The organism is Streptomyces sp. ATLC9 (genome assembly GCF_057196705.1).
Map to the genome: position 1 here is coordinate 1 of NZ_JBXUOY010000129.1, position 14,125 is coordinate 14,125.

12 protein-coding genes and 1 pseudogene are annotated in these 14,125 nt (G+C 73.9%); 7 read left to right on the forward strand and 6 right to left on the reverse strand.

Features of this window, described 5'->3' with window-relative positions; genetic code table 11:
* Together AC2CJA_RS14995 and AC2CJA_RS15000 are read right to left on the reverse strand one after the other, a co-directional pair.
* On the reverse strand, window positions 1–1,128 hold a 1,128-nt coding region (locus AC2CJA_RS14995; protein WP_484603199.1), incomplete at its 3' end, for a DUF4139 domain-containing protein.
* A gap of 169 nt (window positions 1,129–1,297) precedes the next feature.
* A pseudogene (locus tag AC2CJA_RS15000) lies at window positions 1,298–1,654 on the reverse strand (TioE family transcriptional regulator); the annotation flags it as partial.
* Window positions 1,655–1,903: 249 nt separating this feature from the next.
* Here AC2CJA_RS15000 and AC2CJA_RS15005 point away from each other — a divergent pair.
* Both AC2CJA_RS15005 and AC2CJA_RS15010 read left to right on the forward strand, forming a co-directional pair.
* Window positions 1,904–3,058 carry a Gfo/Idh/MocA family protein gene (locus AC2CJA_RS15005; RefSeq protein ID WP_484603200.1) on the forward strand — a complete coding sequence of 385 codons (1,155 nt, stop codon included), beginning with the start codon at window positions 1,904–1,906 and terminating at the stop codon, window positions 3,056–3,058.
* The gene (locus AC2CJA_RS15010) at window positions 3,055–3,999 is read left to right on the forward strand and encodes a DUF6807 domain-containing protein (protein ID WP_484603201.1); all 945 of its coding nucleotides are present in this window, start codon (window positions 3,055–3,057) and stop codon (window positions 3,997–3,999) included. Before AC2CJA_RS15005 ends, AC2CJA_RS15010 begins: the two co-directional genes overlap by 4 nt.
* A gap of 40 nt (window positions 4,000–4,039) precedes the next feature.
* On the opposite strand, the gene AC2CJA_RS15015 is transcribed toward AC2CJA_RS15010, so the two are convergent.
* Window positions 4,040–4,840, reverse strand: coding sequence for a peptidoglycan-binding domain-containing protein (locus tag AC2CJA_RS15015; protein ID WP_484603202.1), 801 nt, complete (start codon window positions 4,838–4,840; stop codon window positions 4,040–4,042).
* A 287-nt stretch (window positions 4,841–5,127) separates the two neighbouring features.
* Window positions 5,128–5,571, reverse strand: coding sequence for a YchJ family protein (locus tag AC2CJA_RS15020; RefSeq protein WP_484603203.1), 444 nt, complete (start codon window positions 5,569–5,571; stop codon window positions 5,128–5,130).
* Between the two features lie 454 nt (window positions 5,572–6,025).
* Between AC2CJA_RS15020 and ppk2 the strand changes: the two genes are divergently transcribed.
* From ppk2 to AC2CJA_RS15035, 3 genes are all read left to right on the forward strand, one after another.
* Window positions 6,026–6,895: a polyphosphate kinase 2 gene (gene ppk2, locus AC2CJA_RS15025; protein ID WP_484603204.1), complete on the forward strand. Its 870-nt coding sequence runs from the start codon at window positions 6,026–6,028 to the stop codon at window positions 6,893–6,895.
* Between the two features lie 279 nt (window positions 6,896–7,174).
* Complete coding sequence (locus AC2CJA_RS15030) at window positions 7,175–8,281, forward strand: CapA family protein (RefSeq protein WP_484603205.1); 1,107 nt, start codon at window positions 7,175–7,177, stop codon at window positions 8,279–8,281.
* A 151-nt stretch (window positions 8,282–8,432) separates the two neighbouring features.
* A complete protein-coding gene (locus tag AC2CJA_RS15035) occupies window positions 8,433–9,617 on the forward strand; it encodes an extracellular catalytic domain type 1 short-chain-length polyhydroxyalkanoate depolymerase (protein WP_484603206.1) in 1,185 nt (394 codons plus the stop codon).
* A gap of 389 nt (window positions 9,618–10,006) precedes the next feature.
* On the opposite strand, the gene AC2CJA_RS15040 is transcribed toward AC2CJA_RS15035, so the two are convergent.
* Window positions 10,007–10,285 carry a hypothetical protein gene (locus AC2CJA_RS15040; protein ID WP_484603207.1) on the reverse strand — a complete coding sequence of 93 codons (279 nt, stop codon included), beginning with the start codon at window positions 10,283–10,285 and terminating at the stop codon, window positions 10,007–10,009.
* Window positions 10,286–10,568: 283 nt separating this feature from the next.
* On the opposite strand from AC2CJA_RS15040, the gene AC2CJA_RS15045 reads away from it, so the two are divergent.
* Window positions 10,569–11,918, forward strand: a complete 1,350-nt coding sequence (locus AC2CJA_RS15045) for a substrate-binding domain-containing protein (protein WP_484603208.1) — start codon at window positions 10,569–10,571, stop codon at window positions 11,916–11,918.
* A 474-nt stretch (window positions 11,919–12,392) separates the two neighbouring features.
* Complete coding sequence (locus tag AC2CJA_RS15050; protein WP_484603209.1) at window positions 12,393–13,211, forward strand: endonuclease I family protein; 819 nt, start codon at window positions 12,393–12,395, stop codon at window positions 13,209–13,211.
* A 36-nt stretch (window positions 13,212–13,247) separates the two neighbouring features.
* On the opposite strand, the gene AC2CJA_RS15055 is transcribed toward AC2CJA_RS15050, so the two are convergent.
* On the reverse strand, window positions 13,248–13,829 hold the full coding sequence (locus AC2CJA_RS15055) for a VanZ family protein (RefSeq protein WP_484603210.1): 582 nt from the start codon (window positions 13,827–13,829) through the stop codon (window positions 13,248–13,250).
* Window positions 13,830–14,125: the final 296 nt, after the last annotated feature.

Here is a 14,125-nt window from a genome sequence, read left to right on the forward strand (position 1 = left end):
GGCCAGGAGCGGCAGGGAAGCGGAAACGGCCGGCGGCGCCCCGCCGGCCCGGCCCCGGCCCGGGCCGGGCGGTGGCCCCGGCGGGAGGGCCGCGTCGTATCCGGCGAACAACTCATCCAGTCCCGGCGGGGGTTCGCGCCAACCCCGCGCGGTGGGCTCCTCCTGGCGCCGCCCGATCCGCAGCGACCGCAGCCGGGGGACATCCGCGGGCCGCAGCAGGTCGGCGGTGGACAGGCCCAGCCGTACGCCCGTCCAGTCCTCGCCGGTGCGCTGGGCCACGCAGGCCCGCAGCACGATCGTCCCGCCCAAGGCGGGGTCCGCGCCGTCCAGCCTCAACTGGTACACCGGCGACCAGGTGGCCCCGGGTACGTGGTACTCGACCTCCAACTCCGCCTCGCGGGAAGCCTGCACGTCCTCGCCGTGCGGCGCGCCGTCACCGACCCGCTCCAGCGTCAGGACGGCGGCGGCCGACTCGTCCGTCCGCCCGGCGGGCAGCGAGCTGGAGGCCGCCTCCAGACGGTGGGTCAGCACACCGACGTCGTGCTCCGCGCCGCTCAGTTCGGCCTCCACCGTCCGCAGCCGCTCGTGGAGCAGCGCCAGCCGGCCGTCCACGAAGTCCGCCAGCGCCAGCAGCGACTCCACGGGAGCCCGGCGGGGCGGATCCCCGCGGCGCGGCCGCGGGGGCACCGCCCGCAGCTCCGAAACCTCCCCGATCTCCGCGGCGAGCCGGTCGCGCCGCTCGCGCAGCCGGTCCAGCCGGTCCTCGGCCTCCTCCAACTCCAGTCTCGGCGCGGGAATCCCGCGGCCTTCCCGAGGCGCGGCGGCCCGTACCGGCCGTATATCGGTCACCCGCAGCCCGGGCGGACCGGAGACGACCCGGCCGCGCAGCGAGTGGTCGTACAGGGCGATCGGCAGCCCCTCCACCCGGACGCGTACGCCCGCGTCCGAAACCGCCGGGCCTCCCGGCGGAAGGGGGCAGTGGGCGCGCCGGACGCACACGGCCCCGACGGCGTGCACCACCACGGACTCCAGTACCGACTCCAGTACCGACTCCGGCACGGGCTCCGGGGCCGGTTCCGCACCGGGTTCCGTCCGCGCACCGCCGCCCGCGGCCGCACCGTCTGTCATACCGCCCCCTCGTGCCCCTCGCCCGACCGGTGACCGCACCATAACCGCCGGGCGGGAACGGGGGCAGAGGCGTTGCGGAGGATCCGGGTGTCCTCCCGTCCTGCCTTCCGTCCTCGGACTCCGCGCCGGGCGGCGGCCGCTCACCCGCGGAGCGGACGAGAGCCAGGTCTCAGCCGCGTGCGCGCAGGTACGCCTCCAGTTCGGCAGCCCCGGCCAGCATCGTCCGCCCGCGGGCCGACAGCCGGCCGTGCCAGTCGCGCAGCGCGGTCTCCAGCGGTTCCAGTCCGCCGGCCGTCCGCACCCGGTCGATCAGCGGGGCGATCTGCTCCAGCAGGTAGCCGCCCCGCCTGAGCTGGTGGACCAGCCGGGCGTCCCGTACGTCGGCCTCGCCGTAGACGCGGTACCCGGTACGCGGGTCACGGTGCGGGCGGACCAGTCCGGCACGCTCCCACTTGCGCAGCGTCGCCGGCCGGAGGCCGAGCCCCCCGGCCAGCGGCCCGATGAACGTGCCGCCGGACCCGGACCCGGACCCGGTGTCGGCGCCGGGCCGCCCGCGCCCCGCGTGTCGCCCTGGTTCGGCTACGAGCCCCTCGACCCGGCCGGCCTGGCCGGCGGCGACGGCATCGTCTTCGTCAAGGACGTCGTGCGGGGCTGACCCGTGCGAAGCCGCGTCCGCGGCATGCCCGCGACCCTTTCCAGATGCCCGAACCGCTTCTAGGGTCTAGTTCGGTAAGCGCTTTCTGTCATCGTCGGCCACCGAAGGAGCCCGAACCCGATGCCCCCGGTCACCCAACGCCTCCGAGCCGCCGTCGTCGGCGCCGGAGCCATCGCCACCGTCGGCCATCTGCCGGCTCTGGAAGCCCACGCGGACGAGGTCGAGACGGTCGCCGTCGTCGACGTGGACGCCGGACGGATCGACGCTTTCCGCGCGCGGGCGGGCGCCGGGGTGGCGGGCTACACCGACCTGGCCCCGATGCTGGAGCGGGAGAGACCCGATCTGGTGCTGATCGGCACCCCGCCCTCCCTCCACCGCGAGCAGGCGGCGGCCGCGCTGCGCGCCGGCGCGTGGGTGCTGTGCGAGAAGCCGCTGTGCCTCTCCCTCGCCGAGTACGACGAGATCGCCGCCACCGAGGGCCCGGAGGAGGACGGCGGCCCGTTCGCCACCGTACTCTTCCAGCACCGCTACGGCTCCGGCGCCGTCCACGCCCGTGAACTGCTGGCCTCCGGAGCGCTGGGCACCCCGCTCGTCGCCCACTGCCAGACCACCTGGTACCGCGACGCCGCCTACTACTCCGTCCCCTGGCGCGGCCGGTGGGCCACCGAGGGCGGCGGTCCCGCCATGGGGCACGGCATCCACCAGACGGACCTGCTGCTGCGCCTGCTCGGCGACTGGACCGAGGTGCGGGCCATGGCCGGGCGCCTGATGCACGACGTGGAGAGCGAGGATGTCTCCACCGCCCTGGTCCGGTTCGAGAGCGGCGCGATGGCCACCGTCGTCAACAGTGTCCTGTCCCCTCAGGAGGCCAGCCGCATACGGATCGACTGCTCCGACGCCACCGTCGAACTCACCCATCTGTACGGCCACTCCAACGACGACTGGGTCTACACCCCCGCCCCCCACGTGGAGCGGACCCCCGGCGGCGCCGACCGCGTCCGTGCCTGGCGCACCCCGGCGGCCGATCTGCCCAGCTCCCACACCGCCCAGCTCGCGGCCGTGCTCGCCGCCCGGCGTGTGGGAGTCCGGCCGCCCGGCAGCGGCCACGAGGCCCGCCGCACTCTGGAGTTCACCGCAGCCCTGTACAAGTCCGCCTTCACCGGGCTGCCGGTGCGCGCCGGTGAGATCACCCCCGGCGACCCGTACTACACCGCCATGCACGGAGACCACCCGGACTGGGCGCCGGACGCCCCCGCGAAGGAGGCGACCCGATGAGCGCGCCGCTGACCGTCACCCACACCCACGGTGAGCGGATCTCCGTCGCCTGTGCCGGAGCGGAGCTGATGGCCTACGTGTACCGGCCCGACCCGGACGCCTTCGAGTCCCGCAAACCGTACGCCCATCCGCTGCGCACCCTGGCCGGCCGCACCGTCACCGGCTACCGGCCCAGCGACCACCGCTGGCACAAGGGGCTGCAGATGACCGCCAGCCACCTGTCCGGGCGGAACTTCTGGGGCGGCAACTCCTACGTCCACGGACGCGGCTACCTGCCGCTGCGCGACCGGGTGGGGTGGATGCGGCACGACGGCTTCGAGGCGGTGGACGTCCTCGGCCCGGACGGGGACCGGGTGCGCCTGGCCGAACGGCTGACGTGGACCGAGAACGGCGGAGAGGAATGGGCCCGCGAGACGCGCACCGTCGAGGTGCACTCGGCCGATCCCGAGGAGGGCGCCTGGGCACTGGACTGGACGATCCACCTCACCAACATCCGGGCCGTGCCGCTGGTGTTCGGCTCCCCGACCACCGCCGGGCGCGAGATGGCCGGCTACACCGGCCTCCACTGGCGCGGTCCGCGCGACTTCACCGGCGGCGACGTCCTCGGCCCCGGCGGCCGGGGAGGGAAGGGGGAGGCCGGCGCCGCGGCCATGATGGGAGTCCGGACCCCCTGGCTGGCCTTCACCGCCGAGCGCGACGCGGCGGACGCGCACACCACCGTGGTCTTCGCCCACGCACCCGGGAACGACGAGGCGATCCACGCCTCGCACTGGTTCGTGCGCTCCGAACCGACCCCGGTCGTGGCCTTCTCCTGGGCCTTCTTCGAGGAGTTCGAACTGCCGCCGGGCGAGAGCTTCGACTACCGCTACCGCGTGGTCGTCGCGGACGGGGCCTGGGACGGCGACCGGGTGGAGTCCTGGCTCGGAGCGCACGGGTGGTGAGCGCCCGCTCCGTCCGCCGAGCGGCGCGCCGGCGCGTCCGTCAGGTGCGCGCCTCCAGATCGCGCCGGGTGTCGTCGCCGTACACGCCCTCCTCGTCGCCCCGGACGCCGTACCACTGCTGGTAGCGGGCGACGGCCTCGGCGACCTCGGCGTCGTAGCGGCTGTCGACGTCGCCGCCGGGGTAGATGCCCTGGACCTGCCGCAGCCGCCGCTGGAGCTCTGCCACCTCCGGGCCGCTGTCGCCCTCCCGCAGCATGCCGGGCGCGGGGTGCCGCGACTGCTGGGAGGCGGGGTTGGGCGGAGGCGTGGCGGACACCGGCGGTGTGCGGACCGGCTGTTCGGGCGCGGAGGGCGTACCGGCCGGGGCGGGCGCGGAAGGGGAGGAGGACTCGGGGGCCGGTGAGCCGGGGGCGGAGGGTGTGCCGTCCGGCTCCGGGGCCGTCCGCCCCGGAGAGGGCGGCGGGCCGCCGGACAGCGGTGAGCGGTGGTCGGCCGGTGTCAGGACACCGGAGGCCACCAGCAGGGTCGCCAGAGCGGACCCGATCGCGCCGGTCGTCAGGATCAGGGCGGTGGTGCGCGGGCCTCGGTGTCCGGTCAGGAAACCCGTGCGGGGCTCGGGGGGTACGACGGGACCGGTCGGCGCGGCCGGGCCGGCCCGGTGGGAGCCGCCGGCCTCCGCATCCCGCGCACCGGCCGTGCTCCCGGTGGTGCCACCGGGCGTACCGCCGTCACCGGACCGCCGTGGTGCGCCCGGCCCGGGGAGGTCCCACGGGCCCAGGGACCGCGGCTCCCCGGCAGCCGGACGACGAAACCGCGGCCTCGGACCGGGACGCAACACCATCTCCCCCTCCTGTTCCATCTCCGCGCCCGCACGCGGGGCAGGGCGCGGAGGAGACCGCCGTGCGCCTACGCGAACGCTCCGCGGCCGCACCCCGCCGCAGCGCCCCACGCCGCAGAGTACGCGACCGCTCACGGATGGTCCCAGGGGAGGACTTTACTTGCTCGCAGTCGCACCGGAGCCGGCCGCGTACGGACGGTGTACGACTCCTTCGCGTTCTTCGCGCCTGTCACGTGCCGGGCCGCTCCCGGACGTGCCGTGGGCCCGGAGGTCCCTGGGCCCGGGAGCGTTCAGGGAGCGCCGGCGGCGTCGAGGTACACCCATGCGCCGGCACGGCGCACGAAGCGGCTGCACTCCTTCATGACCCCCTCGTGCCCCCGCTCGGTGAAGTGGGCACGGAAGGAGACGGTTCCCTCGGTGTGGAAGGGGCTGCCGCCGGTGGCGCCGAGGATCTCCAGACGCCGCCACCGGGTGTCCGGGTCCGGCTCCAGCCGCTCCGGCGCGGTGCCCGGGTGCCAGGTGCGCAGCAGATACGCCCGGTCCCGCACGGCGAAGGCGCTGTAGCGGGAACGCATCAGGGCCTCCGCGGTGGGGGCTGCCGCCTGTCCCCGGTGAAACCGGCCGCAGCAGTCGGCGTAGGGGGCGGGCAGGCCGCACGGGCAGGGCGCATCGGGGAAGAGGGCGGGGGAGGCGGACGGAGCCTTCCGGCGTGGACGGGATCGGCGTCGTGACATGCCTCAATGGTGACCGTCGCCCGGACCGCGACGCGCTCCGGGACGCCGGAAGCGGGACGGCGCAGCGCTGCGGTCCGCCGAAAGGACCCGCGCTCCACTGGGCCGCCGGGCCCGCGTCCTCGGTGCCGGACAGTTGCGCCAGGTACTTGTGGCACTGGGCGGCACGCCGGGAATCCTCCTCCATCACCCTGCGGAAGAAGTCGGCGATCTGCTGCTTCCCCGCGTTCTCGGCGTCGCGGACGTACTGCCCGTAGTCGTGTCCGGCCTTCAGCGCGTGGTACCGCACCGAGATCAGGTCGTAGACGACATCGCTGAGTCCGGTCTCCCCGGTTGCCATACTCACCATCCCCGGATCGGGCCGCGTGTATCGGCCGTCCGTGTTTCCCGGTTTCACCGGGGAAAATGGTTTTTGTCGGCAGAGGCGGAAAACAGCCGGAAGGCACGGAAGGTGCGTATGACACGGCAGGACGGCGGGAAGCGCCCGCCGAAGAAGTCCGAAGGGCGGCGGGCCCGGCTGCCCAGGCCGGTGTACGAGAGGGAACTACTCCGGCTCCAGGAGCAGTTGGTGATGATGCAGGAGTGGGTGCGCTCCACCGGCGCCCGGCTGGTCGTCATCTTCGAGGGACGCGACGCGGCAGGCAAGGGCGGCGTGATCAAGCGCGTCACCGAGTACCTCAACCCGCGCGTGGCCCGTATCGTCGCCCTGCCCGCGCCCACCGAGCGCCAGCGCACCCAGTGGTACTTCCAGCGCTACGCCGAGCAGCTTCCGGCGGCCGGCGAGATCGTGCTGTTCGACCGCAGCTGGTACAACCGCGCGGGCGTCGAGCGTGTCATGGGGTTCTGCACAGACGAGGAGCACGCGCGCTTCCTGCACCAATGCCCCGTCTTCGAGCGGCTGCTGACCGAGGACGGCATCCTGCTGCGCAAATACTGGTTCTCGGTGAGCGACGAGGAGCAGGAGAGGCGCTTCCGGTCGCGGCTGGAGGACCCCATGCGGCGCTGGAAGCTCTCCCCGATGGATCTGGAGTCCCGCGTCCGCTGGGAGGCGTACTCGCGGGCCAAGGACGAGATGTTCGCCCGCACCGACACCCCCGAGTCCCCCTGGTACGTCGTCGAGGCGGACGACAAGCGGCGGGCGCGGATCAACATGATCGCCCATCTGCTGTCCGGCATCCCGTACCGCCGGGTCGAACCGCCCGGGCCGAGTCTGCCGCCCCGGCCGCCGTCCACCGGCTACCGGCGGCCGCCGAGGGAGACCCAGACCCGCGTGCCCGACCACGCCGGGACCCTGGAGGGAGTCGGAGGGGAGGGGGGCGGCGGGTAGCCGTGCCCACGCCGTGGGGGGGGGGGGCGGGGGGGGGGGCGGGGCGCCCCGGCCCGGGCGGGGGGGGCGCCCGGGGGTCGGGGGGCCCCCGCCGGGGGCGCGGCCTAGGCGGGTCACGCCGGGCACACGGGGCCTGCCGGAGGCCGCCCGCTTCCCGCGGGCTCCGGTCGCGCGGTGCGCGCTCCTGCTCCGCTTCTCCGCGCCCGGTGGCCGCCTCCGAAGGCCACCACCAGGACACCACGGGCGGGACCGGGGCGGGAAGGCCCTACCCTCGGAAGCATGGGCGGGGCCGCGGTCACCCTGTTCCTCGGCGGTGACGTGATGCTCGGCCGGGGCGTCGACCAGATCCTTCCGCACCCCGGCGATCCGGCGCTGCGCGAGGCGTACGTCCGCGACGCCCGCACCTACGTCGAGCTGGCGGAGGCGGCCGGCGGCCCGGTGCCCCGGCCGGCCGGTTTCGAGTGGCCCTGGGGCGAGGCGCTCGCGGCGGTCGACGAGGCCGCTGCGAACGTCCGGATCGTCAACCTGGAGACCGCCGTCACGTACAGCGACGCGTTCGCGCCGGGCAAGGGCATCCACTACCGGGTGAGCCCCGCCAACCTCCCCTGTCTGTCGGCCGCCCGGCCCGACGTCTGCGTCCTGGCCAACAACCACGTCCTGGACTTCGGCCGCCCCGGCCTGGAGGAGACCCTCGACGCCCTGGCCGGCGCGGGGATCGCCACGGCGGGGGCGGGGCGGGACCTCGCCGCCGCCCGGCGGCCCGCGACCGTGCCCCTGGAAGGCGGCCGGCGGGTGGTGGCCCTGGCCTTCGGTATGCCCTCCAGCGGCATACCGCCCTCCTGGTCCGCCGGTCCCGGCAGGCCCGGTGTGGACGTCGTGGACGAGCCCTCGCCGGCCGCGGCCGCCGCCGTGGCCGGGCGGATCCGCCGGGCCGGGCGGCCGGGGGACATCGTGGTCGTCTCGGTCCACTGGGGGCCGAACTGGGGATACGAGGTCTCCGCCGAGGAGACCGGCTTCGCGCACGCCCTGATCGACGGCGGCGCGGATGTCGTCCACGGCCACTCCTCGCACCACCCCCGCCCCCTGGAGGTGTACCGGGGAAGGCTCGTGCTGTACGGCTGCGGCGATCTGGTGAACGACTACGAGGGCATCACCGGATACGAGCGGTACCGGGACGACCTGCGGCTGCTCCACCTCGTCCGGCTGGAGCCGGACGGCCGGACGGCCGGTGTGCGGATGGTGCCGCTCCAGGCGCGGCGGATACGGCTGCGCCGCGCCTCGCCGGAGGACGCGGAGTGGCTGCGGGCGGTCCTGGACCGCGCCGGACGCGGCCTCGGCTCGCGTGTCGACCGCGGGCCGGACGGGACGCTCGCCCTGCGGTGGTGACCGCCAGCGGCCGCGGGAGCCCGCGGCAATGTGGGCGGTGGCCATCCGCGGGCCGGCGGCCCTGTGGCCCAGGCATGTTCGGGTGACCCGCGTCACGCCCTACGGTACCGGCATCCATTGTCAGGTCCCTTTCAGGCATAAGGACCCCCTCATGAGAGCCGTGAACCTCCTGCGCCGCGCGGCCGTGCTGCTGGGCACGCTCGCGCTGGCGCTCACCGGGCTGTCCGCCCCGGCGGCGGCCGCCGACCTCGAACGCGTCACCGGCTTCGGTTCCAACCCGGGCGCGCTGACCATGTACCGCTACGTCCCCGACGACCTGCCGGCCGGCGCCCCGGTCGTCCTCGTCCTGCACGGCTGCACCCAGGACGCGCCCGGCTTCGTGACGGCCTACGGCTGGCGCGCGTACGCCGACAGCCGGGGCTTCGCGCTCGTCGCCGCCCAGCAGGAGACGGTCAACAACAGCTCCCGCTGCTTCAACTGGTTCCAGAGCGGCGACACATCGCGGGGCCGGGGCGAGATGCTGTCGCTGCGCCAGATGGCCGCCCACACCGTGAGCGCGGTGGGGGCCGACCCGTCCCGGGTGTACGTCGCCGGGTTCTCCGGCGGCGGCGCGATGGCGGCGAGCGCGCACGCCGCCTATCCGGACGTGTTCGCGGGCGGCGCCGTGCTGGCCGGTGTGCCGCACGGCTGCGCCACCAGCATGGTCGGGGCCTTCGGCTGCATGAATCCGGGCGTCACGAGGACCGCCGCCCAGTGGGGCGATCTGGTCCGCGCCCAGAACCCGGGGCACGGCGGTCCGTGGCCCTCGGTCGCGATCTGGCACGGCGCCTCCGACACCACGGTCGCCCCGGTGAACGCGGACGAGTTGGTGAAGCAGTGGACGAACGCGCACGGCACGGACGCCGTCGCGGACGGCTCGGCCTCGCTGCCCGGAGGGGTGGCGCGGAAGGACTACGGGTCCTCCGGCGGCACCGTCGTGCGCGACTACCGGGTCTCCGGAATGGGGCACGCCGTCCCGGTGCGTCCGTCGGAGGGCTGCGGCACGACGGGCGCGTACGCCGCCGACCTGGTGTGCTCGACGGCGTACATCACCGCCGACTGGGGCATGGGCGACGCCGACCCCGGTGATCCGGGCGACCCGGGCGAGCCGGGGGCGCCCGCCTGCTTCACGGCGAGCAACTACACCCATGCGCAGCAGGGCCGTGCCACCGTCCGCTACGGCTACACCTACGCGGTCGGTTCCGGTGACGCGCTGGGCCTGTGGAACGTCTACACCGTCACCTCCCTCACCGAGACCGAACCCGGCCGGTACGAGCGGACGGCCTCCTGCGGCTGAGGAACCCGCCGCGGCCCGCCGTAGCCCACCGGCCCGCCGGGGGGCTACGGCGGGCCGTACGGCCGGCGCACCGTTCCCCGGCAGCCGGTGAATACTCGCCGGAAGCCGGACGCACCACTTCGCCGGAGTCCGGCCCGCTCATATGTTTGACGGCCCTTCGCCATGTCCTCCACGGGGGGGGGGGCGGACAGGCCATGGACATGCTTCGGTGGGATTGGGAGATCGTTCTCGCGGCGGCCGGTGTGCTCGTACCGGTCGTCGGCGGGCTCTACAAGTTGCTCTTCGCCGGACGCAAACGGCTCGGTTACCGGGTGCAGATGGACACCACCGCGACCGACGCCGTCCACGCCCGTTTCGCGGGAGTCCAGTACGCGGGGGCGCTGCAGCAGTTACAGGACGGCGACGGCACCCGCCTGGTGGACCCGTCGTTCGTCCTGCTGCGCGTCGAGAACAGCGGCGCGGCCCACATCGACATCGACGACTACGCCGTCCTCCCCGACGACAGGGTCGGCGTCCGGGTCGAGTTCCCCGGGCGCAGGGTGGCCGGGATGGTGGTGACCGAACTCGGCGACGACTTCCTGCGCCCCTGCTTCAGCGACGAATCGGGGCTGAGCGTGCGCGACGGAGTCATCGAACCCCCCAAGGTGCCGCTCAACCGCTCCGCCCACTACAAGGTTCTGGCCGCCCTGGAGCGCACCGGCGAGGCGGATGCGGCCGCGGACCCGCAGACGCCGTTCGAGGCACCCAGGGTCATCGGCGGGATCAAGGGCGGTGTTGGCGGAGGCGGCATACAGGAGACCAGGAGCCAGACCGGGACGACGTGGCAGGCCGTCGTGCTGGTCGGCTTCCTGGTCCTGGTCATCATCGGGCAGTCCTTCCTCGGGCGCGGGGACACCGCGGCGCCGCTGGACTGTGCCGGCGGCGAGCTCACCCTCCCCGGTTCCACCGCCTTTGCTGCTGCCGCGCCCGGTCGCCTTTACCCTCTTCACCCTCGTCGTCCACGAGGACACCGGGGTCCGGGATCTCACTCTGGAGCAGATCGACGACCTGTACAGCGGGGAGACCACCGACTGGAAGGCCGTGGGAGGAGCGGACCCGCCCGTCCGCCTGGTGAGCCGCATGAGCAACTCCGGCACCCGCGGCACCTTCGAGAAGCGGATCTCCGTCGGAGCGCAGCGGCCGGCACACACCTCCGACGACTGCCTCACCCTGCTGCCCGACACACCGGACGACAGCCCCGTCAACTGCGAGCGGGGCTCCACCACCGGGGTGCTGGACGAGGTGGCGAGTACTCCCGGAGCGATCGGCTACAGCGGTCTCTACGAGGCATCCGGCCGGAAGGACGTGAGGCTTGTGCGCATTGACGGGCAGCGGGCCGCACTGGAGGGGGCCGACCACGGGGCCCACCCTTTCTGGGAGACGGAGTACGCCTACACCTGCGGCGGCCCTCCCGCCAAGTCCCTGGCGGCCAGCTTCCTGCGCTACCTGACGAACGAGGTGGGCAGGGACATCGTGCGCTCCCACGGCCACCGCCCCTGCGCCGAGCTGCAGAACCCCGTGCTGTGCCGCCCGGCGCCCTCACCGCAGGCGCCCTCCCGCCGCGGGCACGGGTGTCGCCGCCCGGCCGTACGGCTCCGGGCGGCGGCCCGTGGGAACCTCTGGTATGCCTTGAATGCCGCGAAATTCTCGAATGACGTGGATACCGCTCGAATCGGACGAGGCGAACTGGAGATCATCGTGTCCGAACGCAACACGCTCGCTCGCAGCCTGCACGACCTGGGGATGGGCGCATGGTTCGGCGGCTCCCTGATGGGAGCCGTGGGTCTGAACGGCGTCGCCAGGGAGTGGGAGGACGCCGCGACCGGCGACAGGATCGCGAGCACCGGCTGGGCGAAGTGGGCGCCGGTCAACGGGCTGGCCATCGCGGCCCATCTCGCGGGCGCCGCCTCCCTGCTGGCGTCCAACATGTACCGCGTGGAGCACCAGCGGGGGGTGGGGGCCTCCTCGGCACTCAAGACCGTCCTGACCGGCGCGGCCCTGGCGGCCACCGCGTACAGCCGCGTCATGGGCAAGAAACTGGAGATGGCCACCTCCTCCGACCCGGACAAGGCGGCCGGGTCCCAGCACCACCCGGTCTCCACGGAGGACGCCGAGCGGCAGTTGCGCTGGGCCCAGTGGAGCATCCCCGTCCTGACCGGCGCGCTCACCGTCGTCAGCGCACTCCAGGGCGAACAGCAGAAGCCGGTCGAGCAGAAGGCGGGCATGCTGCGCAAGGCGGCCGCCCGCCTGGACCTGGGCTGACGCCGGGCCGCGCGGCTCGCCGGGTACGCCGGCGCCGCGCCCGGGGTCCCCGACGAACCGCACCGTGCCGGTGCGGTTCGTCGGCGGCCGAAACCGGACCGAGCCGGTCCTCCCGGGCCCGTCGGTCCTCCGGTTCTTTATTGGAATGTCATGAACAGGTAAATTCTTGACACCGTGACAATTCGCGGAAAAGTTGCGGAATTTCTTATCGACACCGTCACCGGGGGCCCGGCGGGTCGCCGACGGCGCACCGGCCGTGGAGACCCCGGGCGGGGGGGATCTGCGCGTCCACGTCCTGAACGGCCCCGGGAAGACCGGGGCGCACGGGACCGGGTGGGAGGGCCAGTGTTCCCTCGATGGCCGCGGGATCTTCCCTCTGTGCTGTTGGCAGGGACATGTCTACGTGGAAGGCTCCACATATCGAACACCTGTTGGCAGTCCCTGTTCCGGGACTTACCGAAAGGACATCCCCGCATGTCCCGCTCCCGTGGGTCCGCGACCGCAGGCATAGCCCTGGCCTCGGCCGCCCTGCTGGCCGTGGCCGTCCCCGCCTCCGTCTCGGCCGCTCCCGCCTCCGCCCCGTCCGCCGCTCCCGCCATCTCCTCGGCGGGTGACGCCTACTACGCACCGGCCGAGGGCAGGACCGGCGCCGCCCTGAAGGCGGCACTCAACGACATCATCAGCGAGCAGACCAGACTCTCCTACAGCCAGGTCTGGGACGCGTTGGCGGACACCGACGAGGACCCCTCCGACCCGGACAACGTGATCCTGCTGTACAGCGGCCACTCCCGGGCGAAGTCCGAGCACGGCGGCAACCTGGGCGACTGGAACCGCGAGCACGTGTGGGCCAAGTCCCACGGCGACTTCGGCACCAGGACCGGACCCGGAACCGATCTGCACCACCTGCGTCCCACGGACGTACGGGTCAACAGCATCCGGGGCAACAAGGACTTCGACAACGGCGGCGGCGCGGTCTCCGGGGCGCCCGGCAACCACACCGACGGCGACAGCTTCGAGCCCCGCGACGCGGTCAAGGGCGACGTGGCCCGCATGATCCTCTACATGGCCGTGCGCTACGAGGGCGAGGACGGCTTCGCCGACCTGGAGGTCAACGACCGGGTGGGCAACGGCTCGGCGCCCTACCACGGGCGCATCAGCGTCCTGAAGCAGTGGCACCGGGAGGACCCGCCCGACTCCTTCGAGCGGAACCGCAACGAGGTCATCCACGACGAGTACCAGCACAACCGGAACCCGTTCATCGACCGCCCCGAGTGGGTCGAGGCCATCTGGTGAGGGAACGCTCCCCGCGGGCCGGGCGGTAACCCCGTCTCAGACCTTCCCGTCCCCGGCCGCCGCGGTCCGCTCCCGCCCCGCGCCCCGCCCCCACCGGCGGCGGGGCGGATGGACGGCGCGGCCGATACGGCGGCCGAGCAGCAGGTAACCCAGCAGCGCGCCGGTGGTGTTGAGGATGACGTCGTCGACGTCGAACGCCCTGCCCGGCACGACGGCGCCCTGCACCAGCTCCACCATCACCATCACCGCCGTGGTCAGCAGGACCACCCGCAGCGGTCCGCGCGCACGCGGCCAGGCCACCGGCAGCAGCACCCCGAACGGCATCCCCAGCACGATGTTGCCACCGAGCTGTTTGACGGTGTCGCGGAACGCGGGCTGGCCCAGGTAGTCGCGGATGGAGTCGCCCGGCCGCAGATTGCTGTGGGTCAGTGCCTCCGAGGCGTACGACGGTGTCAGGGTCAGCCTGGCGAGGACGACGGCGAACAGCGCCGTCGCCGCCAGGGCCGCCACCATCACCAGCGCCCGCACCACGGGGGACCGGGGCGCGGCCGGCCCCCCGCGCGAGGTGTCCCGCACCGCTTCACCGCTCGCGTCCCTCGACGGAGAACCGTGTCTCATCCGCTGCCACCCCCGGTTTCTGACGGTCCGACGGCCGGAACGGCGCAGTCGCCGTACCGTGGTCGCCGGATACCCGCGGTGAGGGAGCGTATGCGGCTTCGGTCGCGCCGCACGGACGGGGGAGGGACGTTGGTCCCCCCGGAGTGTTCCCCTTTCGGCCCTGCGGCGGACGCGCCGGGACGGGGAGCATCGTCGTGCGGCTGTGGGGAGCCGCGTGGGGGAGCGGGGCCGGGGCCCCGGGGCGCGGCCCCGGGCCCCCCCCCCCCCCGCGCAATGGGCGCTGCCCGCCCACCGCC

Excerpts from the sequence above, each read along its gene's own strand:
- AC2CJA_RS15030 (WP_484603205.1), top strand. The coding sequence starts at position 7,175 with ATGGGCGGGGCCGCGGTCACCCTGTTCCTCGGCGGTGACGTGATGCTC.
- AC2CJA_RS15020 (WP_484603203.1), bottom strand. The coding sequence starts at position 5,571 with ATGTCACGACGCCGATCCCGTCCACGCCGGAAGGCTCCGTCCGCCTCC.
- AC2CJA_RS15055 (WP_484603210.1), bottom strand. The coding sequence starts at position 13,829 with ATGAGACACGGTTCTCCGTCGAGGGACGCGAGCGGTGAAGCGGTGCGG.
- AC2CJA_RS15005 (WP_484603200.1), top strand. The coding sequence starts at position 1,904 with ATGCCCCCGGTCACCCAACGCCTCCGAGCCGCCGTCGTCGGCGCCGGA.
- AC2CJA_RS15010 (WP_484603201.1), top strand. The coding sequence starts at position 3,055 with ATGAGCGCGCCGCTGACCGTCACCCACACCCACGGTGAGCGGATCTCC.
- AC2CJA_RS15050 (WP_484603209.1), top strand. The coding sequence starts at position 12,393 with ATGTCCCGCTCCCGTGGGTCCGCGACCGCAGGCATAGCCCTGGCCTCG.
- AC2CJA_RS15015 (WP_484603202.1), bottom strand. The coding sequence starts at position 4,840 with ATGGTGTTGCGTCCCGGTCCGAGGCCGCGGTTTCGTCGTCCGGCTGCC.
- AC2CJA_RS15035 (WP_484603206.1), top strand. The coding sequence starts at position 8,433 with ATGAGAGCCGTGAACCTCCTGCGCCGCGCGGCCGTGCTGCTGGGCACG.
- ppk2 (WP_484603204.1), top strand. The coding sequence starts at position 6,026 with ATGACACGGCAGGACGGCGGGAAGCGCCCGCCGAAGAAGTCCGAAGGG.